This window comes from Lentzea sp. NPDC051838 (genome assembly GCF_040681245.1).
Lineage (GTDB): Bacteria > Actinomycetota > Actinomycetes > Mycobacteriales > Pseudonocardiaceae > Lentzea.
The window spans coordinates 50,951-74,424 of the sequence record NZ_JBFAYI010000036.1 but is presented as its reverse complement, the minus strand read 5'-3'; the positions used below and the strand labels follow the sequence as shown (position 1 = coordinate 74,424).

Genomic DNA, 23,474 nt, shown 5'->3' with positions numbered 1-23,474 from the left:
ACTATGACGGCTTCGGGGGCGCGGCGCGGGTGTGGATGCGTTCCCCCTGCTTGCCGAACAGGCTGATGATCTCGGCCGGGCTGCCGTCCGCGCTGCTCAACGCGTGCGGCTGCCGGCAGTCGAACTCCGCCACCTCGCCCGCCCGCAGCACGACCTCCTTGTCGCCGAGCCGCAGCCGGACCCGCCCACTCAGCACGTAGAACCACTCGTAGCCCTCGTGCACGCGCGGTTCGTGCAGGTCCGGGTCCTTGATGATCATCTTCCAGGCCTGCAGCGGCCCGATCGAGCGGGTCAGCGGGATGCCGACGCGGCCGTGGTCGAGATCGCGCGGCTTCATCGTCACGCGCGGATCGCCGACTTCAGGCGCGCCGACCAGGTCGTCCAGCGACACCTGGTACGTCCGCGACAACGGCAGCAGCAGCTCCAGCGTCGGCTTGCGCTGGTCGGTCTCCAGCCGCGACAACGTCGACTTGGAGATGCCCGTCATCTCGGACAACGTGGCCAGCGTCAGGTCGTGCTCAGCTCGCAGCGCCGCCAGTCGTTGCCCCACCGAAGTTGCCATAACAGCAACTTACTTTGCCGAAACTGGACTGTCGACCGCACTCTCGAACCATGAACCGCGAAGTGGTGATCATCGGTGGGGGAGCGGCCGGGCTGAGTGCCGCTCTGATGCTGACCAGGGCGCGCCGCAGCGTGCTCGTGGTCGACGGTGGCGAGCCGCGCAACAAGCCGGCCGCGCACATGCACAACTACCTCTCTCGTGACGGCCAATCGCCGTTGGACCTGCTCAAGCACGGTCGAGCCGAGGTCGAGGGCTACGGCGGAGAGATCGTCAACGACACGGTCCGCGGCGTCACGAAGACCGACGACGGGTTCGCGGTCGAGCTCGCCGGCAGGACCGTCACGGCGAAGCGGCTGCTGTTCGCGACGGGCATGGTCGACGAGGTGCCGGAGATCCTGCGCCCACGGTGGGGCCGGGACGTCTTCGGCTGCCCGTACTGCCACGGCTGGGAGGTCCGCGACCAGAAGCTGGCCGTGTTCGGCGAGGAGGCGAAGGTCGCGCTGGTCCGGCAGTGGTCCGCCGACGTCACGCACGTGCCGTCGGTGGACGGCATCGAGGTCGTGGACGACCGCCTGGTCGCGGTGATCTCCGGCGGCGAACGGATCGCGGCCGACGCCCTCGTCTACTCCGCGCCGGTCAAGCCGCGCGACGAGTTCCTGCTGGCGTTGGGCGCCGAAACCCACGAGACGATCGCCGGTCCGTTCGTGCGCACCGACGACAAGGGGCGCACCAGCGTGCCGGGCGTCTACGCGGCGGGCAACGTCACGGACCCGGCGGCCATCGTGATCGTCGCCGCCGCGCAGGGCGCCCAGGCGGCCGGGATGATCAACATGGACCTGGTCACAGCGGCAGGGTGATCCGGAAGGCCGAGCCCTGGTCCAGCACGCTCGTCACCGACACCGCGCCGCCGTGCGCCTCGACCAGGTGCCGCGTGATCGCGAGTCCGAGCCCGCTGCCACCGGTGCGGCGGCTGCGCGACTTGTCCGCGCGCCAGAACCTGTCGAACACGTGCGGCACGTCCTCGGGTGCGATGCCGGTACCGGTGTCGCGCACCTCGAGCACCGCGTTGTTGGCTTCCTGGAACAACTTCACGACGACCTCGCCACCGGGAGGCGTGTAGCGCACGGCGTTCGCGACGAGGTTGCCCAGCGCCTGCCGCAGCCGCACGGGATCCGCGGTCGTGTGCACGGGCGTGGTTTCGGCGCGCAGCAGGATCTCGCGGTTCTGCTGCGCGTTGACGACCTGGTCCACGAGGTCTTCGAGCGCGATCGGCTCGGGGTGCAGTCTGAGCGTGCCCGCGTCGGCTTGGGCGAGGTCGTGCAGGTCGTCCACAAGCCGTTGCAGCAGAAGGGATTCCTCCAGCAGCATGTCGATCAGGTGCGGGTCCGCCTCCGCCAGCCCGTCCTGCGTCGCCTCCAGCCAGCCGGTGATGTTGCCGAGCGGTGTGCGCAGCTCGTGCGCGACGTCGCTGACCATCGCCTGCCGCTGCCGTTCGGTCTCGGCGAGCTTCTCCGACATGGCGTTGAACGACTTGGCCAGCTCGCCGATCTCGCCCGCGCCGCCGTCGACCCGTGCCGTCCGGTCGCCCTCCGCGGTGCGCTTGGTGGCGGCGGTGAGCGCGCGGATCGGCCGCACCAGCTGCGTCGCGGTGATCCACGACGCGAACCCGGCCAGCGCGAGAATCCCCAGCGCCACCAACATGATTCGCGTGACACCGGTCGTCGACAGGTCGATCGATCGGGGCTCGTCGCCGGTCACCGAGGTGAGGTAGAGCTGCGCCGGCTCGGCGACGTAGGGCCGCAGCTGGGCGCGGCGCGAGTCGTTCATGCAGGCCACGACTTCCGGCGAACCGTCGCGGACAGTCGTGATCTCCCAGTCGAACGTCTGCGGGCCCGGCGCCTTGTCGACGAGGCGCCCGTTGCCCGGCAACGCGGCGAGGCACTGCGTGAACAGCTTCTCCAGCTGTCCGTATGCGGCCTTCTCCGTCTCCGTCAGCGTGTAGAGCCGGTAACCGACGTCGCACTCGTCCCACACGGACAGCTCACCGGGTGCGAGGTTGGACAGGCGCGGCCTGCCGTTGGGCGCGTCCACCAGCTTGATGTGGTTGTTGCACTGCAGGAGTTGGTCGGCGTACTGGTGCAGCTTGGCGTACTCGATGTCGGAGAGCTTGAAGGGGCCGACCGCGTTCCGGTCGATCTGGCCGTTGACGTTGAGCGGGTCGATGACCGCCTTGGGCGTGATGGGCAGCTGCGGCGAGCTCGCGTCACCGGTGTCGACCAGCACCTTGCCGTTGTGGTCGGTCAGCGCGATGCGGCGGTTGTACTGGCGCGCGATCTTGTCCATTTCGGACTTCGCTTGCGCCCAGTCCTTGTGCGTGGCCGCGTACTTGAGCACCTCGTCGCGGATCTGCGTCTCGGTGGCGAGCGCTTCCCCCTGCTCCTGCCGGATCGCGCCGGTCGTCGCCTGGCTCGCGAGCCACGCCGTGACCGCGATCGAGCAGGCCGCGATCACCAGTGAGAACAGGAAGAACCGAACCAGCAGGGACTTCATACGAGCTTGTACCCGATGCCGTAGACGGTGAGGAGTCGTTCCGGCCGGCGTGGATCGGCCTCGATCTTGCGGCGCAGCTTCATCATGTGCACGTCGACCGTGCGCGCGGTGATGAACCCGTCCTCCAGCAGCTGTTCGCGGGTGAACACCCGTTGTGGCTGCGCGGCCATCCTCGCGAGCAACCGGAACTCCGCGGGGGTGAGGCTGACGAGCTCGTCGTCGATGCGCACCTCGTGCCGGATCGGGTCCACGACCAGGTCGCCGACCTTGAGCACGGTCGCGTTCGTCTCGCGGGCCCGGCCGGTGCGCCGCAGGATCGTCCGCACGCGCGCGACCATCTGCCGTGGCCGGAACGGTTTGGTGATGTAGTCGTCGGCGCCGAGGTCGAACCCGAGCAGCACGTCGTCCTCAGTGGACCGCGCGGTCAGCAGCACGATCGGCACGTCCGACTCGGTGCGGATGGCGCGCATCACGTCGATGCCGTCGACCAGGGGCATCATCACGTCCAGCACCAGCAGGTCGGGGTTGCGGCGCCGCGTCTCGTCGATCGCGGCCCGCCCGTCGTGCACGACCACCACAGAATGCCCGTCGTGCTCGAGGTACCGGCGCACGAGCTCCGCCTGGTGAACGTTGTCCTCGGCCACGAGGATGTGGGCACACACCACTGCAGTATGCAGTCCTTCACGACAGTCAAGCGGGACGTAAACAGGTTCTTCATCAGTTCCGGCGAGCGTTGCCGTCATGAAGGTGCACCTGGTTCTGGGGGCTGTGGCACTGACCGCCCTGCTGCTCACCACGACTCAACTGGCAGGCGAAACGTCCCCCGCGGCCGCTCCGACCACGCCGCCGTCTGCTGCCGCGGTGTCCTCTTCCTCGGTCGTGCCGCCCCCGCCGCCACCGCCTGCGCGGGTGTACACCTCTAGTTCGGAGCTGCCCGACGGTCCGGGTTTCCCCGAGTCCGGGGCCGCCAGCTTTCACGTCGTTCCCGGCTCCGGCCCGGTCGTCGGCACCGGCCCGTTGCGCACCTACGCCGTCGAGATCGAGAACGGCATCACGGTCGACGAGCAGGCCTTCGCGTCGTTCGTCGAAGCCACGCTCGCGGACCCGCGTGGATGGACGGCCAAGGATGAGCGTTCGGTACAACGCGTGGATGGCCCGGCATCGGTGCGTGTCAGGCTGACGTCGCAACAGACCGCGCGATCCGTCTGCGGGTACGAGATCCCGGTCGACGTCTCGTGCCGCGACGGCAACTTCGTCTTCCTGAGCGCGGCTCGCTGGTTCCGCGGCGCCGTCGCTTACCTGCCCGATCTCACGTCGTACCGGCAGTACATGGTGAACCACGAGGTGGGCCACGCGTTCGGTCAGGGCCACCGGCCGTGCGGTGTCGCGGGCGGCCCGGCGCCGGTGATGATGCAGCAGACGTTCAGCGTCTCGAACGACGAGATCGTCCGGATCACCGCCGGCGCACCACAGGGCGTCGTCATCCCGCAGGACGGGAAGGTGTGCGCGCCGAATCCGTGGCCGTATCCGTGATCTTCCTGGCCATCACGACGGTCGTCGTCTCACCCTCGACCCCGAAGACCGGCTCGACCCGCTCGAACACGTTCTTGAGCTCTGCCACGACATCGGCGCCGGTGAACCCCGCGATCCTGCGGTAGGCGGCTCTGAGGAAGCTGGTCGTGTGCGTTTTCTTGGCCAGCCGCACGTCGAACACGAACAACCGCCCGCCGGGCTTGAGCGCGTCGGCGGCGTTCGCGATCGCCGCGGGAACGTCCGGCATCGCGCTGAACGCCCCGAGTGCCACGGCCGCGTCGAACTGCTCGGCGCCGTGATCGGTTGTGCACGCATCGGCTTGGCGCACCTCGACGTTGGGCCACTTCTTCGCCCGTTTTCTCGCTATGGCCACCATTCGCGCGCTGAAGTCCATCGCGACCACTCTTCCTTGCGGCCCAACGGCTTCCACGAGCGCGGGGATCGAGGCCCCGGTCCCGCACCCGATGTCGAGCACCGCCTCGCCGGGCCGCAGGTCGAGCTTCTCGACCGCGAGGTCGTTGAGCGACCCGGTGAACAGGTCGAGCACGCGGTAGTAGGTGAGCGCGGCGAAATCCCACAGTTGCATGACGTCCCCCTTCGTTTTGCAATGCGATCGCATCGTAAAACAGTCGGCGGGTACGATGCAATGCGATCGCATTGGAGTTGAGGTGCCGAAGCAGGTTGACCACGACGAACGCCGCCGCGAGATCGGCGACGCCGTGTGCCGCGTGATGGCGTCCCGAGGCCTCGACGCCGTGAGCCTGCGCCACGTCGCGGCCGAGGCGGGCGTGTCGATGGGGCGCGTCCAGCACTACTTCGCGACCAAGGACGAGCTGCTCCTGTTCGCGTTCCGGCAGATCAGCTCCCGCGTCGGTGATCGCATCGGCGCGGTGCACTCGCCCGACCCGCGCACGTTCCTGCGCTCGCTGCTGCTGGAGTTGCTGCCGCTGAGCCCGCAGGCGCGTGCCGAGGCCCCGGTGCTGGCCGCGTTCCTCGCCCAGGCGGTCGTCGAACCGCGCCTCGCTTCGCCGTTGCGCGAAGGTGGCTCGCAGATGGTGGCGTTCGTCGGTGGTCTCATCGCGCAGGCGCGTCCTGACGGTGACGCGGAACGGGACGCGATGGTGCTGCTGGCGTTCGTCGACGGCCTGATGATGCAGATGCTGATCGGCCAGGTGGACGCACTTTCGGCGGTGGAGCTCGTAGATCACCAACTCGAGCGTGTGCTCACCTGTCGTTGATACGCGGCTCCATAACCTGACGGCATGGACGTGGACACGAGACTGCTGCGGTACTTCGCCGCCATCGCCGAGGAGGGCAACCTCACGCGCGCGGCGCATCGGCTCTTCGTGTCACAACCGTCGCTCACAAAGCAGCTCAAACACCTGGAGTCGCAACTGGGTGTGCGGCTCTTCACCAGGTCCAGCACCGGCATGACGCTGACCGACGCCGGCCACGCCCTCGCTCACCGGGTGCCTCCGGTGCTCGCGGACTGGGACGTCGCGGTGCGGGAAACCCGGAGTGCCGCCCGTGTGCTGCGCGTCGGTTTCCTGGCCAGCGCGGCGAACACCGAGGACATCGTCGCCGCTTTCGGTGAACGCCGGCCGGGGTGGAGGGTCGACCTGCGGCAGTCGCCGTGGACCGACCCGACCGCGGGCCTCGCGAACGCCGATGTGCCGGTCGCGTTGCTGCGCCTGCCTTTTCCCGGCGAGGACAAGTTCGGCGTGCGCTCGTTGTTCGGCGAACCTCGTTGCGCCGCTTTGTCTTCCGCACATCCGCTCGCGGCGCGTGACGAGATCGCCTTCCGGGAGCTGTGGGACGAGCCGGTCGTCGTCACGTCGGCGTTGAAGGGAACCTGGCGCGACCACTGGCTGGCAACGTCCGAAAGGGACGGTCGAACGGCACGCATCGGTGCCGTCGTGGAACATCCCGAGGAGTTCCTCGAAGCCATCGCGCAGGGACACGGCATCGCGCTGGTCCCGGCGTCGACCTCGCTGCTGTACGAAAGACAGGGCGTGGTCTACGTGCCGGTGACCGGCGTGACTCCGAGCGAGGTCGGCGTCGCGTGGCTGCCGGAAGCGGGCGAAGCGGTCGCCGACTTCGTCCAGTGCTGCCTGGACGTCACGCGGTCGCGGCGCACCGGCTGCGGCACTCGCTCGGACTCACCCCCTGCACGCGCTTGAACGCGGCGCTGAACCCGAACGCGTCCGCGTACCCGACCTGCCGAGCCACCGCCCCCACGGTGTTCTTCGGCTCGGCCAGCAGGTCCGCCGCCAGGGCCATCCGCCACTCGGTCAGGTATGTCAACGGCGGCACCCCGACGAGTTTCGCGAACCGCCCGGCGAGCGTCGTCCGCGCCACCCCGGCCTCCTTGGCCAGCAGGGCCAACGTCCACGCCTTCCCTGGGTGCGCGTGCATCGCCCGCAACACCGGCCCCACGACCTCGTCCGCGGCCGCCGCCTGCCAGCCCGTCTTGTGCTCGCGGTCGAACCACTCCCGCAGCGCGCACACCATCATCCAGTCCAGCAACCGATCCGCGACCACCCCGGGATCCGTGCCGATGCTGGCGTAGAAGCCCGCGCACTCGTCGGTCCCGGCCACCACGAGCGAGTCCGGCAACACCGCCGTCAACCGCCGCGCCACCGCCCCCATGACGTCGTACGTGCCGCTGATGACGTCAGCCCGCCCTTCCACCGCAACGGTTCCCCGCACCACCACGATGTCCCCGGCCTTCGCTTCTTCACCCTGAACGCTCAGCGCCCCCGACGCCACCGCCAACAACGTCAGCCCGGTGATCGGCTTCGCGCCGGCCACCTCGACCCGACGCACCCCAGCCCCATCCGCGCGCACCCCGCGCAGCAGTTCGTCGAACGGTTCCATGCCTCCAACATAGAAGAAGAACGATCGAACATCGTCGATGAACTCTCACCCATGGGCGCTCGTGGCCTTGTCGCGTTGGCTTGGGCCCATGTCACAAGAGATCCTGGTACTGGGCCCGACCGGCAAGACGGGCCGCCGCGTCGTCCGCGCTCTGGAAGCCGCGGGCGCGAAGGTCCGCGCCGCCTCCCGCTCCAGCGCGTTCCGCTTCGACTGGTCCGACGAGTCCACCTGGCAACCGGCCCTGGACGGCGTCACCGCCGCCTACCTCCTGGCCCCGCTCGACCCGGCCTCCGCCGCCCCGTTCGTCGAGCTGGCCAAGGGCATCCGCCTGGTGCTGCTCTCCGGCCGAGGCCTGGACCAAACCCCGCCGTCGTTCTTCCAGGGCATGCACGCGGCCGAAGCAGCGCTGCGCGAGAGCGACAACCCGTGGACCATCCTGCGCGCCAACAACTTCAACCAGAACTTCTCCGAGGAGATCTGGGAGTCCGAAGTCCGCGCGGGCCGCCTCGCCCTCCCCGTCGACGACACCCCGGAACCGTTCGTGGACGTCCAGGACATCGCCGAAGCAGCCGCCCTCGCCTTGTTGTCGAACGGCGAAGTCGACGGCCAGACCTACAACCTCACCGGCCCGGAAGCCATCACGTTCACCGAGGCACTGGCCAAGATCAACCCAGCCGTCGAACTGGTGCGCCTCACGCCCTCGGAGTACCAGGACTCCCTGCTCTCCCAAGGCGTTCCGGCAGAGGAAGCCACCGAGCTGAACGCCCTGTTCGAAGGCATGCGCCAAGGCCTCCTCGCCACCCCGACCGACGACATCAGCCGCCTCCTGGGCCGCTCCGCCACCAGCTTCGACACCTACGTGGCCTCCACCTGGCGCTAACGCCGCGGCACCAGCAAGTGCACGGCAAACCCAGCAGCCGTGGCCAAAACCGCCTGGTAGACGACCGACACCTGGTACCGCGCCCCCACGAGGAACGCGGCATCCAGCCCGGTCGTCCACCAGCCGGCCAGCTCCCCGAGCCCCACCACGTGCCACCCGAAGAACCCCGCACACCACCCGACCACGACCCAGGCAGCCCGCCCGCCGCGCCGCACGAACAGCCACGTCGACACCGCGGCCACCGCGTTGAACGCCAGCGCCACCCCGGTCAGCGTCGCGTCGGCACTCCACACCAGGCTCGCCAGCGTCTGCACCACCAGCACCCCGGCCACCAGCCCGACACCCAACCGCGTCTTGTCCACGCCGAAGGCTATCCACCAGGAGCCGGGTCCCTGCCTGGTGAGCCTGCGTGGGAGATCGTTTGGGCGCGTTCTACGCTGCTGTGATGGCACGCACAGCGTTGCTGATCGGCGTAGCGGAGACGCCCGGTGCCCCCGACTTCGACAGCCTGCGTGTGCTCGAAAACGCCGGCCGTGCCCAGATCGGGGCGAAGATCTTCGAGGTGGCGAAGGAGGTGCCGGGGAACGGCACCTTCCTCATCTATTTCACCGGCCATGGAATGGACGACATCGACTACCTGTCACCGGCGGACTCGCTCGAGCCCCGCGACCACTGTCTGCGGCGAGTTGGTGAGTGTGGGACTGACCGAGATCTCGTTGTGGACCGGCTCCCAGAACAACAGGACTCTCACCACGATCCCGCTCAACCTGGTCGGCGCGGTCACCCCGACGCGTGTTCGCTGACCCCTCTCCGAGGGCCTGGCTCCACGTCTGGCTCCACGCGAGCGGGCTGAGATCGAAAACAAAGAGGCCTCTGACCTGTCTGTGCAGGTCAGAGGCCTTGATATGGAGCGCCCCCGGCAGGATTCGAACCTGCGACCTCGGGATTAGAAGTCCCTCGCTCTCTCCACTGAGCTACGGAGGCTTGAGGAGACCGCGCGGCCACGAACAGTGGTCGCCGATGCCCCCATCGGACACATCGTCCGAAGTCGATCGACTGTTTCCGCCCTACGTCCGAACGGGTGACGAAAACGGGCTAAACGTGATGTGTATCACGTCCGCGGGGCCGTCGAGGCTCTCTGCACGAGGGAAACGTCGAGTCTCGTCGGCCGTGGCGGTCTGGCCCCGGCCAGTAACTTCAGCGCCAGCTCGCCCGCTCGTCTGCCCTTGTCCGCCAGGGGTTGACGCACAGTAGTCAGCGGCGGGTCGCTGTAGGCCGCTTCGGGGACGTCGTCGAAGCCGACGACGGAGACGTCGGAAGGCACGGACAGCCCCAGGTCCCGGGCTGCTTGCAGGCAGCCGAACGCGAGCTGGTCCGACGCGCACAGCAGAGCGCTCGGGCGCGGCGTGCGGGTGAGCAACCACCGCGCGCCGAGACGTCCGAGTTCGCGATCACTGCCGCGCGCCTCCCACACCGGAACATTGTCCGGTTGAACCCCGGCTTTTTCCAAAGTGTCCAGGTAGCCGCCCAGTCGGTCGCGGCTCACGCGGAACGGCACGGCCGAACGGCGCTCACGCGAAACCGGTCCGGATACTCCGTCCGGGTGCAGCGCGAACGTCAGCACGCCGAAGCGGGAATGTCCGAGCTCCAGCAGCACAGAAGCGGCGAGCGAGGCGCCGGCGTAGTCCTGCACCTCGACCCGCGCCGAACCCGGCAGCACCGGCTGGTCGATCACCACGAGAGGCAGGCCGCGGGCGGCTACCGCGTCCAACGCCGGTGCGGTGTCCGGCAGCGAGTAGGCCACCATCACGTCCGCCTGCGCGCGCGTCACGATCGAGGGGCGCGGACCGCCCGTGGAGTCGCCGGGCATCAGAACGAGGCTGTGGTCGTGGCCGTCGACGGTTTGCGCGAGGCCGTCGAGCACGATCGACAGCGCCGGATCCGAGAACGCGCCGGACAGGCCCTGCGGCAGCATGAAGCCCACGGCCGCGGACGAGCGTGTGGCCAGAGAGCGCGCAACGGGATCTGGGCCCGCATAGCCCAGAGAGCGCGCTGTCTCGAGGATGCGTTCGCGCAACGACGACGACAGCTGGTCCGGCCGGTTGTACGCGTTCGACACCGTTGCCCGGGACACCCCTACCGCGGCGGCGACGGTGTCCAGCGTCGGCCTGCGTCGGCGGTCGGAGTCCACGGACAGCATCGTAGGCGAGAGCGGGCACGGAAATCCCTGGCGCAACTGAAGCGCTTCAGTCATGCTGGGGCGCATGTCCCCACGCCTGGCCACCTTCGTCGTCTTCCTCTTGAACGGCGGCGTCTTCGGCACCTGGGCCTCCCGCGTGCCCGCCCTCGCCGAGCAGATCGGCGCCGAACCGGGCAGCCTCGGCCTGGCGTTGCTCGGGGCGAGCACCGGACTGGCGTTCACGGCACCGATTGCCGCGCGCATCTGTGCGGTGCACGGGTCGCGCGTCGTGCTGTTGGCGAGCAGCCTCCTCAGTCCGCTCCTTCTGCCCGTGCTCGCGCTCTCGCAGTCACCGGTGCAGTTCGGACTGACGCTCATCGCATTGGGCGCGAGCGTTGCGGCGATGGACGTGTCGATGAACATGGCCGCGGTCGTCGTCGTCCGCGATCTGCAACGGCCGTTGATGCCGCAGTTCCACGCGGGCTTCAGCGTCGGCGGTCTGATCGGGTCGCTGGGCAGTGCCGCCGCGGCTCAGGCCCACTGGACGCCCATGAAGCACTTCCTGCTGGCCGCGCTCGCAGGCATCGTGATCACCGCTCTCATCGCGAAGACCATCCCCGGAGGAGTGGGGGAGCGTCATAGGGAAGAGGTCGCCGAACGCTCCAACGTGCTCAAGAGCCCGGTCCTCTGGCTGTTGGCGAGCGTCGCGCTGTGCAGTGCCATCGCGGAGGGGGCGGCGGCGGACTGGTCGGCGTTGTTCATGGTCCGTGAACGGGGCGTGGGTGACGCGGCGGGCGCATACGCCTATGCGGTCTTCTCGGTCACGATGGCGCTCGCACGGTGGTTCGGTGAGCCGATCCAACGCACGCTCGGCCCGCACCGTCTGCTCGCGGCAGGTGGTGGCCTCGCCGCGACCGGACTGGCGACGGCGGTGCTGGTACCTCTACCGGCTGCCGGCTACCTCGGGTTCGGCTTGGCCGGGTTGGGCCTCGCGTTCTCGTTCCCCGTGGTCATGGACCTCGCGAGCGAGACCGGCAAACGCGCGGACGGCAGCGGCGGCGAACGCGAGCTGGGCCTCGTGACGACGATCGCCTACACGGGGTTCCTCGCGGGCCCGCCGATCGTGGGCGGCCTGGCGCACGTCAGCTCTCTCGTGGTGTCGCTCGGGTTCGTGGCGCTCGTCACCGCGTTGATCATCCCGGCGACGTGGCTGGCGCGGCGCGCTAGGCAGACGGCAGCTGTTTGAGGGCTTCCACGCCGATCGGTTTGAGCAGGTCGCGCGCCTTGGTCTCGGTGCCGCCGGTGATGCCGATGCCGACCATCAACGACTCGGTGCGCGTCACGGCGATGGTCGCCGTGCACACCATGTCCTTCTCCTGCTGGCCGCAGCTGAGCCACGTCGCGTGCTTGCTCGTCTCGACCTCGCGCCCGTCCTTCTGGATCCGCTTCGACTCGTCGAACGGCCGGTAGGGGACCGCGATCACCACGAACGCGTTCTCCTTCAACGTGTAGAGGCACGAGTTCGCCATCTCGGCGCGGGGCGCGCCCGGGAACTTGAGCGTCCCGACCGGCTTGAGGTCCTTCTCCGTGATGAGCTTGCACGGGTCGACGCCCTCGGTCTTGCGCGGCGTCGCGATGGCGACCGGAGGCAGCGGAGCGGCCACAGGCGAGCCCTGGATGTGGTACGCGCAGCCGGACAGTGCCAAGACGGCGAGCAGGAGCAGGAGAGAACGTCTCACACGGCGCACACTAGAGGGTCGTAGGCTCCGGGACGTGGCAATCGAACGCTCCACCAGAACGGGACTGGTCCCCCTGGTCGTCATCGGGTTCGCGGTGGCTGCACTCGTCGCCGTCGGATTCAGTGCGCTCTCGGGCAACCCACCGGCCGGCTTGCTGGTCGTGCGAGTGCTGACGGAGACAGGCGCGGTGGTGACCATCGGCTCGTTGCTGCTGGCGGCGTTCCTCGTGCCACCGCAGAAGTCCGGCACTCTCGCAGCCGACGGTTACGCCGCGATGCGCACCGCTGGGTGGTTCGCGCTCGTCTGGCTCGTGGGTGCTGTTCTGTCCGTGCCGTTCAACACAGCCGCAGCGATCGACCGGCCCGTCGACTCGTTCAACTTCAGCCAGATGATCGCGACGGCGATGCTGCTGGAGCAGTCGAAGGCGTGGATGCTGACGGCGATCATCGTGGCGTTGGTCGCATTGGGCTGCCGTCTGGTGCTGTCGTGGGGATGGACGACAGTCCTGCTGTTCGTGGCGATCTTCGCGTTGATCCCGGTCGCGGTCACCGGCCACTCGTCGTCGGGCGGTTCGCACGACATGGCGACGAACAGCCTGTTGTTCCACCTCGTCGCCGCCGCGTTGTGGGTGGGCGGCCTCATCGCGTTGATGGCGCACGGCAGGCGTGGCGGGGCTCACCTCCCGCTCGCGACGACCCGGTTCTCCCGGCTGGCGCTGGCCTGCTGGATCGTGATGGCGGTGTCGGGCGTCGTGAACGCGCTCGTGCGCATGACGCCGACGGACCTCGTCACGTCGACCTACGGCCTGCTGACGCTCGGCAAACTGGTCTGTCTGCTGCTGCTCGGCGTGTTCGGCTACTTCCAGCGCGAACGCGGCGTGAAGGGCGTTGTCGACGGGAAGCCGCACGCGCTGCTCAAGCTCGCGGGCCTCGAAGTGCTGCTGATGATGTTCACGATCGGTCTGGCCGTGGCGCTGGCCCGCACGCCTCCTCCCGGTGGCAGCGTCGACCTGCCCAGCCGCGTGGAGATCGCGATCGGCTACGACCTCGCCGGGCCGCCGACGCTCGCGCGCATCCTGTTCGACTGGCGTTTCGACCTGATCTACGGCACGGCGGCGCTGGCGCTCGCGTTGTTCTACGTGCTGGGCGTGCGCAGGCTTCTGAAGCGCGGCGACAAGTGGCCGGTCGGGCGCACGGTCGCGTGGCTGTGCGGGTGCTTCTCTCTCTTGTTCGCCACGTCGTCGGGCATGGGCCGGTACTCGCCGGCGATGTTCAGCGTCCACATGGAAGCGCACATGGTGCTTTCGATGCTGACGCCGATCCTGTTCGTCCTGGGTGGACCGGTCACGCTGGCGTTGCGCGCGTTGCCGGTCAACAAGGAGGTGCCGGGGCCGCGAGAGTGGGTGCTGGCTTTTGTACACTCACCGGTCGCACGGGTGCTGACGAACCCCTTTGTGGCACTGGCGTTGTTCGTGGGCTCGTTCTACGCCCTGTACTTCTCGGGGCTGTTCGAGGCCGCGCTGCCGTTCCACTGGGCGCACCTCGCGATGAACGCCCACTTCATCCTCGCCGGGTACGTCTTCTACTGGCCGGTGATCGGCGTGGACCCGTCGCCGAACAAGCTGCCGCCGCTCGGACGGCTCGGGCTCTTGTTCGCCTCGATCCCGTTCCACGCGTTCTTCGGCATCGTGCTGATGGGCTCGCAGACCGTCATCGGTGAGCAGTTCTACCGCGGCCTCGCGCTGCCGTGGGTGCAGAACCTGTTGGAGGACCAGCGACTCGGCGGCGGCATCGCGTGGGCGGCGGGGGAGATCCCGTTGCTGGTGGTGATGGTCGCCCTGCTCGCGCAGTGGGCGCGGCAGGACGGCCGGGAGGCGAAGCGGCTGGACCGCAAGGCCGACGCCGATGGCGACGCCGACCTCGAGGCCTACAACGCGATGCTCCGGAAGATGGCGGGCAAGGACTAGATCGACAAGGGCCTGCGGAACCCGCGGACCGCGAAGAACGCTCCGACGACCGCGATCGTGCCGCTCGTGACCAGCGCGCCGACCACTCCGGTGACGGGGTGGGCCAGTGCGAGGCTGCGGGCGGCGTCGACCGCGTAGGTCAGCGGGTTGACCTTCGCGACCGCCTGCAGCCAGCCGGGCAGGCCACCGACCGGCACGAACGCGCTGGACGCGAACATCAGCGGGAACATCGCCAGGAAGCCGACGGTCTGCATCAGCTCGGCCTTGCGCACCCACGCTGCGATCGCGATGAACACCCAGCTCAGCGCCCAGCCGACGACCAGCGCGAGGCCGAGTGCGGCGAGGGTGCCGAGCATGCCGCCGTCGGGCCGGAAGCCGAACACCAGCACGCCGAACGCGATCATCAGCACGAGCTGGAACGCCGTGCGCACCGCGTCGGAGAGGTTGCGCGCCAACAGAACCGTGCTCGGCCTGATGGGCAGCGAACGGAACCGTGCGAGCACACCGTTCGACATGTCCTGCACGAGTCCGATGCCGGACGCGAGAGAGGACTGCATCGCGGTGTTCACGAGGATCGCGGGCAGCAGGTAGTTGATGTACGTCATGCCCGGCGGGAAGTTCGCCGTCGACGTGATGCTGCCGAAGATCTGGCTGAACAGCGTCAGCATGATCAACGGCTGCAGCACGCTGAAGAAGACGAGCGCGGGCGTGCGCAGCAGAGCTCGCAGCGATCGGCCGGTCAGCACGAGAACCTGTGTCGGGTAGCTGCTGCCGTGCCAGGTCAAGGTCGCCATGATGTCCCCCTAGTTCGCGGCGAGAGTGAGGTAGACGTCGTCCAAAGTGGGCTCTTTGAGGCCGATCTCGTGCGCCTCCAAGCCGTTGTCGTCCAACGCGCGCACGACCGTCGCAAGGTCGCGTGACGCGCTGACGGGCGTGGTGAGCGTGAGGCCTTCGGCGACCGGGTGGAGCCCCACCGCGTTGATCGCCTTCAGAGCGGTGTCCACATCGGACGCCGTGTCGAGCGAGACGGTCACCGTGCGCTGGCCGACCTGGGCCTTGAGCTCGGCCGACGTGCCGGACGCGACGACCTTGCCCTTGGACAGCACGGTGATCGTGTCGGCGAGCCGGTCGGCCTCGTCGAGGTACTGGGTCGTCAGCAGGACGGTCGTGCCGTCCGCGGCGAGCTTCTCGACGATCTCCCACATGGCGAGGCGGCTGGCCGGGTCGAGTCCTGTGGTCGGTTCGTCGAGGAACAGCACCTCGGGACGTCCGACCAGGCTCGCGGCCAGGTCGAGGCGCCGCCGCATGCCGCCGGAGTAGGTCTTCGCGTTGCGCTTGGCGGCCTCGGTGAGGTCGAACTGCTCCAGCAGGTCGTCCGCGCGCTGGTGGGCCTGGTTGCGGCTCGCGCCCAGCAGCCGCGCGATCAGCACGAGGTTGTCGTGGCCGCTGAGCTGCTCGTCGACCGCCGCGAACTGGCCGGTCAGGCCGATCCGGCTGCGCACGTCGTGACCCTGGCGGACGACGTCGAACCCGGCGATCTTCGCGCTGCCACCGGACGGCGGCAGCATGGTCGTGAGAATGTTGATCAATGTCGTCTTGCCGGCGCCGTTGTGGCCCAACAGGCCGAGAACAGTGCCCTTCTTCGCGGTGACGCTCACGCCGTCGAGGGCGTGCACGTCACCGAACGTCTTGCTGACATCGGTGGCTTCGATCATGAGCTCACTCATCTGTCTCCCCCTTTGAGTGCGCCGTGCAGGAACAGGTCGACGATCGCGGCGGGTTCGGCGGTGGTCTGGCCGAAGCCCGAGCCCATGCGGTTGGTGAAAACGGCGCCGAGCAGCATCCGGCCCGCGAGGTCCGGGCTGACGCGCAGGTCCGCGTCGCCGAACAGGCCCGCGACGGCCTCGGACAGCTGCTGCATGCCGACCGGCGGTCCCTTGTGCTTCTTGTGGTCTTCGTCGTTCGGGTGGTAGCCGGACTCGCGCAACGTGCCGATGAGGCCCCACATGCGGTCGAGGTAGCCGCTGAACGTGGCCACTCCCGAGGTGAGGCGTTCCTCCAGCGGCACGTCGGCCGGGATCGCCTGGAGGAGTGCGACTTCCTCGTCGGAGCGCAGTGCGCGTTGGACGCACGCGTCGAGCAGCTCCGCCTTGTCCTTGAAGACGCGGAACACCGTGCCTTCCGCGATTCCGGCCGCGGCGGCGATCTGGCTGGTGGTGACGTTCGCGCCGGCCTTCACGACGAGCGGCAGCGTCGCCTGGACGATCGCTTCTCGGCGGTCTTCCGGGCTCATCGCGGGGGCGCGGCGGCGGCGTGGTTCCTCTGACACGTCCGCAACTGTATGAGTGAGTCCTCACTCATGTCAATGAGTGGGCGCTCACTCATTCGCCCGGCTCGAGCGCGGCACTAGCACACAGGTCCGACAATTCCGCGGTCCGAAGCCCTCGAAGATCGCGACCTGTCCACAACTCGCGAGTAATCCACAGATTCCCGTTCGCCCCGGTCATCACCACCCCTCACGGAGCAACCTGGACCAGCACACCCGCGACCTGGAGGCGAACCCGATGTCCTGGAATTCCACCGTGATCACCGTCGTTGGAACTGTCAGCAGCGACGTCACCTACAAGCACGGCGAGGACGGGAAGACGAACGCGTACTTCCGCGTCATGTCGACCGAACGTCGCTACAACACGGCGATCGGCGACTGGGAGGACGGCGAGTCGGTCTGGTTCGGCATCTCCTGCTGGCGCAGGCTCGCCGACAGCGTCAAGACCACGCTCTCCAAAGGTGATCCGGTGATCGTCCAGGGCAAGCTGCGCATGCGCTACTACGAGAAGGACGAGGCGAAACGGCTGTCGGTCACCCTCGACGCGCAGAACGTCGGGCTGGATCTGAGCCGGGTGCAGTCACTGGGGTCCGCCGCCGTCGTTGAACCGCGGGTCGGCGAAGATCTCGTCGAAGAGGCGATCCCGTTCTGATCTTGCGACGTTCGGGGCAACCCCGCCTCAGAGTTCGGGAACCCGCCCGATCCGGCGGTGCCGCCGGAGAAGATGTACGCACCGCAATCCACGAAGGAGGGAAAGTCGTAGATCGGGGCCGCTGAGGCCCGGTCGCCGAGAGTCGTTCACGTTCGAACGGAACGGGCTGGTCACCGAGTCGCGTGACGCTCGATCCGGGGGTGGACGCGGGCTTGTCGGCGACCGAGGTCAGGAGCCTCTGAGCACCGCTCTACGATCGCCGCCATGGCCGAGTTCATCTACACCATGAAAAAGGTGCGCAAGGCGCACGGTGACAAGGTCATCCTCGATGACGTCACGATCATGTTCTACCCCGGCGCGAAGATCGGTGTGGTCGGTCCCAACGGCGCCGGCAAGTCGAGCGTGCTCAAGATCATGGCGGGGCTGGACCAGCCCAACAACGGCGAGGCGTACCTGTCTCCCGGTTACACCGTGGGGATCCTGCAGCAGGAACCGCCGCTCAACGAGGAGAAGACCGTCCTCGGCAACGTCCAGGAGGGCCTGGGCGAGATCAAGGTGAAGCTCGACCGCTTCAACGAGATCGCCGAGCTGATGGCGACCGACTACTCCGACGAGCTGATGGAGGAGATGGGCAAGCTCCAGGAGGAGCTCGACCACGCCGACGCGTGGGACCTCGACTCCCAGCTGGAGCAGGCGATGGACGCCCTGCGCTGCCCGCCGCCGGACGCCGACGTCACCAAGCTCTCCGGTGGTGAGCGCCGCCGCGTCGCGCTGTGCAAGCTGCTGCTGAGCAAGCCCGACCTGCTGCTGCTCGACGAGCCCACCAACCACCTGGACGCGGAGAGCGTCCTGTGGCTGGAGCAGCACCTCGCGCAGTACACCGGCGCTGTCCTCGCCGTCACCCACGACAGGTACTTCCTCGACAACCTCGCCGAGTGGATCCTCGAGATCGACCGGGGCCGCACCCACCCGTACGAGGGCAACTACTCGACCTACCTGGAGAAGAAGGCCGAGCGGCTGGCCGTCCAGGGCAAGAAGGACCAGAAGCTCCAGAAGCGCCTCAAGGACGAGCTGGACTGGGTGCGTTCCGGCGCCAAGGCCCGCCAGGCCAAGTCCAAGGCGCGTCTCGACCGCTACGAGGAGATGGCGGCCGAGGCGGAGAAGACCCGCAAGCTCGACTTCGAGGAGATCCAGATCCCGCCGGGCCCGCGTCTGGGCAGCGTCGTGGTCGAGGTCGACAAGCTGAAGAAGGGCTTCGGCGACCGCGTGCTGATCGACGGGCTGTCGTTCACGTTGCCGCGCAACGGCATCGTGGGCGTCATCGGCCCGAACGGCGTCGGCAAGACCACGCTGTTCAAGACGATCGTCGGTCTCGAGCAGCCGGACGCCGGTGGCGTGAAGGTCGGCGAGACGGTGCTGCTGTCGTACGTCGACCAGAACCGCGGCGGCATCGACCCGAAGAAGAACGTGTGGGAGGTCGTGTCCGGCGGACTCGACTACATCCACGTCGGCAACGTCGAGATGCCCTCGCGCGCGTACGTCAGCGCGTTCGGCTTCAAGGGCCCGGACCAGCAGAAGCCCGCTGGTGTGCTGTCCGGTGGTGAGCGCAACCGCCTGAACCTCGCGCTCACGCTCAAGCTCGGCGGCAACCTGATCCTGCTGGACGAGCCGACGAACGACCTGGACGTCGAGACCCTGGGCTCGCTGGAGAACGCTCTCGAGCAGTTCCCCGGCTGTGCCGTCGTGATCTCCCACGACCGGTGGTTCCTCGACCGCGTCGCCACGCACATCCTCGCGTGGGAGGGCACGGACGAGGACCCGTCGAAGTGGTACTGGTTCGAGGGCAACTTCGAGGGCTACGAGAAGAACAAGCTCGAGCGCCTCGGTGCCGAAGCGGCCCGCCCGCACCGCGTCACGTACCGCAAGCTGACACGGGACTGAGAGGGCAACGGCGACGTCGTGGCGGCGAGGGGCGAGACGCAGGCGAACGTCGAGGTGAGCACGCTGGTCGTGCCCGCCTGGCGGCTGCGTTGGCGGGCACCGGAGCTCGCTCTGGTGCTGGGTGAGCGCGCACTCGCGCTCGCCTCCGCCCGTCACGACGAAGCCGACCGGCTCCGTGCCGAGTCGCTGGTGGTCTTCGCGGGCAACCGCGTGGGCCGCGGCGTCCGCATCGCCGACAGGGCGATCGACGCGCTGAAGGCGGCCGAGGCCGCCGGTGAGCACGAGACCGCGTGGCTGCTGCGAGTCGAGCTCGCGGCGTGCGCGCGGTCCGTGGGCGCCCCTCTGACGGGCTTCGCCGCGGTGACGCCCGTGCTGGAAGCCCAGGACGTGCCCGCGGAACTGCGGGCGTCGGCTCTGGTGCAGGCCAGCGAATGCCTCGTCACGGTGGGCCGCGGCGACGAGCCCACGCTCGCGCTCGCCGAGGCGGACCAGCTCTACGTCGCCGACACGACGCTCGACGAGGACACCCGCCTGCTGCTGCGCGGCCTGATCCGCGCGGTGCAGGCGGCGCAGCACCGCCGGTGGGGCGACATCGCCGCTGCCATCGGTGCCGCGCGCGAAGGCCTCGACCTGCTCAGCAGGTTCGCCGACCCGTCGGCGGACAGCGGCCAGGGCATGGGCCGACTCACGCTGGAGCTGGTGCTGGCGTTGATGGACGCGAACCGTCTGCTCGACGCGAGCGAGGTCGGCACCCCGATGCTCGACCGCCCGGTGCGCGCCCCGTCGGCCTCCACCACGGGCTGGCTGCGGCTGGCTCTGGCGACACGCGTCCACCTCCCGGCGGGCCGTGTCGCGCTCGCCCGCGAGATGCTGCGCGAGGCCGCCGCGAGTGCCGAACGCCATCAGCTCGACACGCTGCTGGCGGAAAGCCTGCTGGCGCTGGCGCACGTGCACGAGGTGTCCGGCGAACTGGCCGACGCGCTGACGAACCTGCGTTCCGCGCACGCCGCCGAACGCCGCAGAGCCCGCGCCGTCTACGCGGTGCGCGCCAGGCTTGCGGCCGAGTTCTCCGGCGTCCACCGCCAGCCCGCTGATCTGCACCAGCAGCTGGCGAGCCTGCTCCGCCCGGTCGAGGGCATGCAGATCGTGACCGACGGCGTCCTGTCCGCCGCTTTGAAACAACAGCTCCGCACGTGGCGCCCGGTCCAGGTTCGCAAGGGCGATGGCCTGAAGGTCAAGCGCGTCCGCAGAGCTGCCGAAGACATGACCGTGGAGGGTTTGTCCGCGGCACGCCAGCACGCCGCCGAGAGGTGGCGCACGGTCCAGCCGTTCGGCGAACCAGACGAGAAGACCCCGGAACCCTTGGAACCCCCACCTCCTGCCGTGCCTTCTTCCGACCGCACAGTCCCCGCCTCAGGTCTGATCGCCTCCGCCGGCGCCATGGTGAGCGGCCGCCGTCGCGCGGCTCGCGTGGCCGCGGGCGAGATCGACGAGGACCAGCCGACCTCCACCCCCGCCGACCCTCCCTCAGCCCCTGAACCCGAGGTGCTGAGCCCGGAACAAGAACGCAAGCGCAAGGTCGAAGCCCAGCTCATGGAGCTGCAGCGCGAGGCCCGCCGCCAGATCGAGGCCGAGCGCCAGGCCCGTGCCGAGCAACGCGCCCAAGCCGAACGCGAGGCGGCCGAGGAAGCCGCGCGCCAAGCCGCGGCTCGCCAGGAAGCCGAGCGCCAGGAGGCGGCCCGCCAGGCCGCGGAACGTGAAGCCGCCGCTCGTGAGGCTGCCGCCCGCGAGGCGATGGCCCGCGAAGCCGCCGCCCGCGAGGCTCTGGAACGCGAGGCCGCCGCCCGCGAGGAAGCGTCGCGCAGAGAAGCCGCCGCCCGTGACGAGGCATCGAGAGCCCAGCCGGAAAGCGTGCTGGACATGCTCAAGGCCCTGGGCCTGAGAGCAGGCGGCCGCCGTCGAGCCCCGGACGCCGAGACGTCGTCGGATGCTCCCTCCTGGCGAGTGGAACCGCCGTCCCGTCTCCGTCAGGACGAGCCGGCCCCGCAGTCCTACTTCAGCGGCCAGGACCACCCGGACGCCCCGAACTACTTCGCCGACCCGAGCAGTCCGGACGCGCCGTCCCGCTCAGGCCTCGCGGCAGCGTTCTCGCGCCCTCCCGCCGCCCCGGACTTCGGCCCGCACCTGGACGACCCGGCCCCGGCCTACCCGCTCCACACCCCGGCCGCGGGCTTCCCCGCGGCCCCGGCCGACGAGCGCAAGCTCCCCGAACGCGACTACACGAGCCTCGACCTGGCCGCCCAGCAGTGGTCAACGGCCTCGATCCCGACGCCGGAACCGGAACCGTCTCCTTCGCCTGAACGCGAGCCGGAACCCAAGCCACTCCCGCCGATCCCGGACCCGATCCCGTCGGTGCCGACCCCGGACGAGATCCCGCACCCCGCGGAGCCGGACCTGCTCTCGACGTCGTTCCTCAGCTCCGCCGACGTGGAGCCTGAGGACGTCCCCACCACCCCGGTCCAGCTGGACCACCTCGGCACCGGCTTCAACCAGCCGACGTTCGGCACGCAGACCAGCTTCGGCACCCAGACCTTCGGAACCCAGAGCTTCGGCACCCAGCCCACGTTCGGCACCCAGACGGGCTTCGGCACCCAGCCCGACCCGTCCCCGGCGGCCGACCCCGACTCCACCCGCCCGCCCGAGCCCGAAACCCGCCCAGACCCGGCGGGCTGGGCCAACTTCGACATGGGCCCGGACTTCGACGTCGACCCCATCGTCCGGATGTCCACGCCTCCACCGGCCGAAGACCTCGACCAGCCGACCCCGGCCTCGGACCCCGACTCGACCCCGCAGTACGACTTCTTCGCGACGGAACCAACCCAGGAAGAAGAAGCCCTGGCCGTCGCAGAACCGGCCCCCGCCCCACTGACCGACTACGAGGCCGCGGGCATCGTCAGCCCCTCCGAGCCCAAGGACGAGCCCGGCACCCGATCCGGCCGCCCGAGCAGCCGCCGCAAGCCCAGCGACCTGAGCCTCGCCGACCTGCTCGCCGAAGCCCTCGTCGCCTACGAAACGGGCCGCCGCTCCGACGAGGAGCAACTGGACGCCACCGTCCTGGCAGTCCCGGACTGGTCAGCCACCGACACCGAACAGCCACCGCCGGCCCGAGCAGCAGAGGACCAGTCCAGCGCGGACGCCCTCTTTCAGCCAGGCCAGCCCTTCGGCGCGCAGCCAAGCTCGGACGCGGACTCGTTCGGCTCGCCCCAACGACCCGACGCGGACACCCGCATCGAGCCGGGTCAGCCCTTCGGCGTGGCGTCGGCAGACCTGGCGGGCGAGGGCCGCACCAGCACGGACGCTCTCTTCGATCCGAGCCAGTCGTTCGGTCCGTCGCAGCCATCGGCAGGCCTGACCGGAGAGGGCCAGTCCAGCGCGGACACCTTCTTTCAGCCCGGCCAGTCGTTCGGTACCCAGCAACCCAGCACGGACTCGCAGCCGAGCACGTACTTCGGTTCGCCCCAGGCCTCCGAAAGCCAGAGTGCGGAGTCGGCCTTCACACCAGGCCAGTCGTTCGGCACTCAGCAGCCTGTTGCCGCTGCCCAGCCCGGCACGGATGCACAGCCGAGCACGTTCTTCGGCTCGCCTCAGGTCCCCGAAGGCGCGCCGAACGCCGAGTCGGCCTTCACCCCAGGCCAGTCGTTCGGGATCCAGCAGCCTGGTGCCGGTGCGGACTCGCAGGCGAGCTCCTACTTCGGCTTGTCCCAGGCCTCTGAAGGCCAGAGCGCGGAGTCGGCCTTCGTCACGGGCCAGGCGTTCGGCACCCAGCAGCCCGATGCCGGAGCCCAGCCCAGCGCGAACTCGCAACTGAGCCCCTCGTTCGGCTTGCCTCAGACCTCCGAAAGCCAGAGCACGGAGTCGGCTTTCGCCCCAGGCCAATCGTTCGGCACCCAGCAGCGCCCCACCACGGAGTCCACGGACCTCCCGGCCTCCTACTTCCTCCCAGACCCGCCCTTCACCCCGGACCGGCCCTTCACCGCGGACTCGTCCTTCACCCTGCAGCCACCCTCCGCAGACCCGACCCCGGAGCGGCCGCAGGAGAAGACCGGCCCCATCAAGCCGGTAGGCACCGCGCCGGACAGCGAGACCACCGGCCCCATCCGGGCTGTCCCGTCGGACGGCTGGACGTTGCCCGGCGGGTGATGGTGGCCAGCGCCACACCTCAAGCCTTCCCCAACCCGTCCGCCCGTGCGACGCGGCGACCGCGCCGGG

21 protein-coding genes and 1 tRNA gene are annotated in these 23,474 nt (G+C 69.1%); 10 read left to right on the top strand and 12 right to left on the bottom strand.

Going from position 1 to position 23,474, the window contains the following annotated elements; translation table 11 throughout:
- Position 1: 1 nt before the first annotated feature.
- Entirely contained in the window at positions 2-562 is a 561-nt protein-coding gene (locus tag AB0M24_RS41865; protein WP_363779635.1) for a cupin domain-containing protein, read from the bottom strand.
- 50 nt (positions 563-612) lie between these two features.
- Between AB0M24_RS41865 and AB0M24_RS41860 the strand changes: the two genes are divergently transcribed.
- Positions 613-1,419: an NAD(P)/FAD-dependent oxidoreductase gene (locus AB0M24_RS41860; RefSeq protein WP_363779633.1), complete on the top strand. Its 807-nt coding sequence runs from the start codon at positions 613-615 to the stop codon at positions 1,417-1,419.
- Here the strand turns inward: AB0M24_RS41860 and AB0M24_RS41855 are convergent.
- Positions 1,403-3,112 carry a HAMP domain-containing sensor histidine kinase gene (locus tag AB0M24_RS41855; protein WP_363779631.1) on the bottom strand — a complete coding sequence of 570 codons (1,710 nt, stop codon included), beginning with the start codon at positions 3,110-3,112 and terminating at the stop codon, positions 1,403-1,405. The two genes, AB0M24_RS41860 and AB0M24_RS41855, sit on opposite strands and share 17 nt — an antisense overlap.
- Positions 3,109-3,774, bottom strand: a complete 666-nt coding sequence (locus AB0M24_RS41850; RefSeq protein WP_363779629.1) for a response regulator transcription factor — start codon at positions 3,772-3,774, stop codon at positions 3,109-3,111. Before AB0M24_RS41850 ends, AB0M24_RS41855 begins: the two co-directional genes overlap by 4 nt.
- 79 nt (positions 3,775-3,853) lie before the next feature.
- Here AB0M24_RS41850 and AB0M24_RS41845 point away from each other — a divergent pair, with 79 nt between their 5' ends.
- Positions 3,854-4,645, top strand: coding sequence for a DUF3152 domain-containing protein (locus tag AB0M24_RS41845; protein WP_363779627.1), 792 nt, complete (start codon positions 3,854-3,856; stop codon positions 4,643-4,645).
- Here AB0M24_RS41845 and AB0M24_RS41840 read toward each other — a convergent pair.
- Complete coding sequence (locus AB0M24_RS41840; protein WP_363779625.1) at positions 4,593-5,231, bottom strand: methyltransferase domain-containing protein; 639 nt, start codon at positions 5,229-5,231, stop codon at positions 4,593-4,595. The genes AB0M24_RS41845 and AB0M24_RS41840 overlap by 53 nt on opposite strands.
- An 82-nt stretch (positions 5,232-5,313) precedes the next feature.
- Here AB0M24_RS41840 and AB0M24_RS41835 point away from each other — a divergent pair, with 82 nt between their 5' ends.
- Entirely contained in the window at positions 5,314-5,883 is a 570-nt protein-coding gene (locus AB0M24_RS41835; RefSeq protein WP_363779623.1) for a TetR/AcrR family transcriptional regulator, read from the top strand.
- Between the two features lie 24 nt (positions 5,884-5,907).
- On the top strand, positions 5,908-6,825 hold the full coding sequence (locus AB0M24_RS41830) for a LysR family transcriptional regulator (protein ID WP_363779621.1): 918 nt from the start codon (positions 5,908-5,910) through the stop codon (positions 6,823-6,825).
- Here AB0M24_RS41830 and AB0M24_RS41825 read toward each other — a convergent pair.
- Positions 6,764-7,522, bottom strand: coding sequence for an AraC family transcriptional regulator (locus tag AB0M24_RS41825; RefSeq protein WP_363779619.1), 759 nt, complete (start codon positions 7,520-7,522; stop codon positions 6,764-6,766). The genes AB0M24_RS41830 and AB0M24_RS41825 overlap by 62 nt on opposite strands.
- Positions 7,523-7,610: 88 nt before the next feature.
- Between AB0M24_RS41825 and AB0M24_RS41820 the strand changes: the two genes are divergently transcribed.
- Positions 7,611-8,402, top strand: coding sequence for an SDR family NAD(P)-dependent oxidoreductase (locus AB0M24_RS41820; protein ID WP_363779617.1), 792 nt, complete (start codon positions 7,611-7,613; stop codon positions 8,400-8,402).
- Here AB0M24_RS41820 and AB0M24_RS41815 read toward each other — a convergent pair.
- The 3 genes from AB0M24_RS41815 to AB0M24_RS41805 form a co-directional block, all read right to left on the bottom strand.
- Positions 8,399-8,764, bottom strand: coding sequence for a hypothetical protein (locus AB0M24_RS41815; protein ID WP_363779615.1), 366 nt, complete (start codon positions 8,762-8,764; stop codon positions 8,399-8,401). The two genes, AB0M24_RS41820 and AB0M24_RS41815, sit on opposite strands and share 4 nt — an antisense overlap.
- A 549-nt stretch (positions 8,765-9,313) precedes the next feature.
- A tRNA-Arg gene (locus AB0M24_RS41810) sits at positions 9,314-9,386 on the bottom strand.
- Between the two features lie 127 nt (positions 9,387-9,513).
- Positions 9,514-10,593 carry a LacI family DNA-binding transcriptional regulator gene (locus tag AB0M24_RS41805; RefSeq protein ID WP_363779613.1) on the bottom strand — a complete coding sequence of 360 codons (1,080 nt, stop codon included), beginning with the start codon at positions 10,591-10,593 and terminating at the stop codon, positions 9,514-9,516.
- Positions 10,594-10,666: 73 nt separating this feature from the next.
- Here AB0M24_RS41805 and AB0M24_RS41800 point away from each other — a divergent pair, with 73 nt between their 5' ends.
- The gene (locus AB0M24_RS41800) at positions 10,667-11,827 is read left to right on the top strand and encodes an MFS transporter (RefSeq protein ID WP_363779611.1); all 1,161 of its coding nucleotides are present in this window, start codon (positions 10,667-10,669) and stop codon (positions 11,825-11,827) included.
- On the opposite strand, the gene AB0M24_RS41795 is transcribed toward AB0M24_RS41800, so the two are convergent.
- The gene (locus tag AB0M24_RS41795) at positions 11,805-12,320 is read right to left on the bottom strand and encodes a lipoprotein (protein ID WP_363779609.1); all 516 of its coding nucleotides are present in this window, start codon (positions 12,318-12,320) and stop codon (positions 11,805-11,807) included. The two genes, AB0M24_RS41800 and AB0M24_RS41795, sit on opposite strands and share 23 nt — an antisense overlap.
- 34 nt (positions 12,321-12,354) lie before the next feature.
- Between AB0M24_RS41795 and AB0M24_RS41790 the strand changes: the two genes are divergently transcribed.
- Positions 12,355-14,286 (top strand): cytochrome c oxidase assembly protein, encoded by a 1,932-nt coding sequence (locus tag AB0M24_RS41790; RefSeq protein ID WP_363779607.1) that lies wholly within the window; start codon positions 12,355-12,357, stop codon positions 14,284-14,286.
- Here AB0M24_RS41790 and AB0M24_RS41785 read toward each other — a convergent pair.
- From AB0M24_RS41785 to AB0M24_RS41775, 3 genes are read right to left on the bottom strand one after another with little or no spacing between them, the layout of a single operon-like run.
- Positions 14,283-15,080, bottom strand: a complete 798-nt coding sequence (locus AB0M24_RS41785; RefSeq protein ID WP_363779605.1) for an ABC transporter permease — start codon at positions 15,078-15,080, stop codon at positions 14,283-14,285. The genes AB0M24_RS41790 and AB0M24_RS41785 overlap by 4 nt on opposite strands.
- A gap of 9 nt (positions 15,081-15,089) precedes the next feature.
- The gene (locus AB0M24_RS41780; protein ID WP_363779603.1) at positions 15,090-16,013 is read right to left on the bottom strand and encodes an ATP-binding cassette domain-containing protein; all 924 of its coding nucleotides are present in this window, start codon (positions 16,011-16,013) and stop codon (positions 15,090-15,092) included.
- Positions 16,010-16,615, bottom strand: a complete 606-nt coding sequence (locus AB0M24_RS41775; protein ID WP_363779601.1) for a TetR family transcriptional regulator — start codon at positions 16,613-16,615, stop codon at positions 16,010-16,012. The genes AB0M24_RS41780 and AB0M24_RS41775 overlap by 4 nt, the downstream gene beginning before the upstream one ends.
- A 253-nt stretch (positions 16,616-16,868) precedes the next feature.
- Here AB0M24_RS41775 and ssb point away from each other — a divergent pair, with 253 nt between their 5' ends.
- The 3 genes from ssb (at position 16,869) to AB0M24_RS41760 (ending at position 23,405) form a co-directional block, all read left to right on the top strand.
- Positions 16,869-17,264 carry a single-stranded DNA-binding protein gene (ssb, locus tag AB0M24_RS41770; RefSeq protein WP_363779599.1) on the top strand — a complete coding sequence of 132 codons (396 nt, stop codon included), beginning with the start codon at positions 16,869-16,871 and terminating at the stop codon, positions 17,262-17,264.
- Positions 17,265-17,528: 264 nt separating this feature from the next.
- Positions 17,529-19,205: an energy-dependent translational throttle protein EttA gene (ettA, locus tag AB0M24_RS41765; protein WP_363779597.1), complete on the top strand. Its 1,677-nt coding sequence runs from the start codon at positions 17,529-17,531 to the stop codon at positions 19,203-19,205.
- 18 nt (positions 19,206-19,223) lie between these two features.
- Positions 19,224-23,405, top strand: coding sequence for a hypothetical protein (locus AB0M24_RS41760; RefSeq protein WP_363779595.1), 4,182 nt, complete (start codon positions 19,224-19,226; stop codon positions 23,403-23,405).
- Positions 23,406-23,474 lie beyond the last annotated feature (69 nt).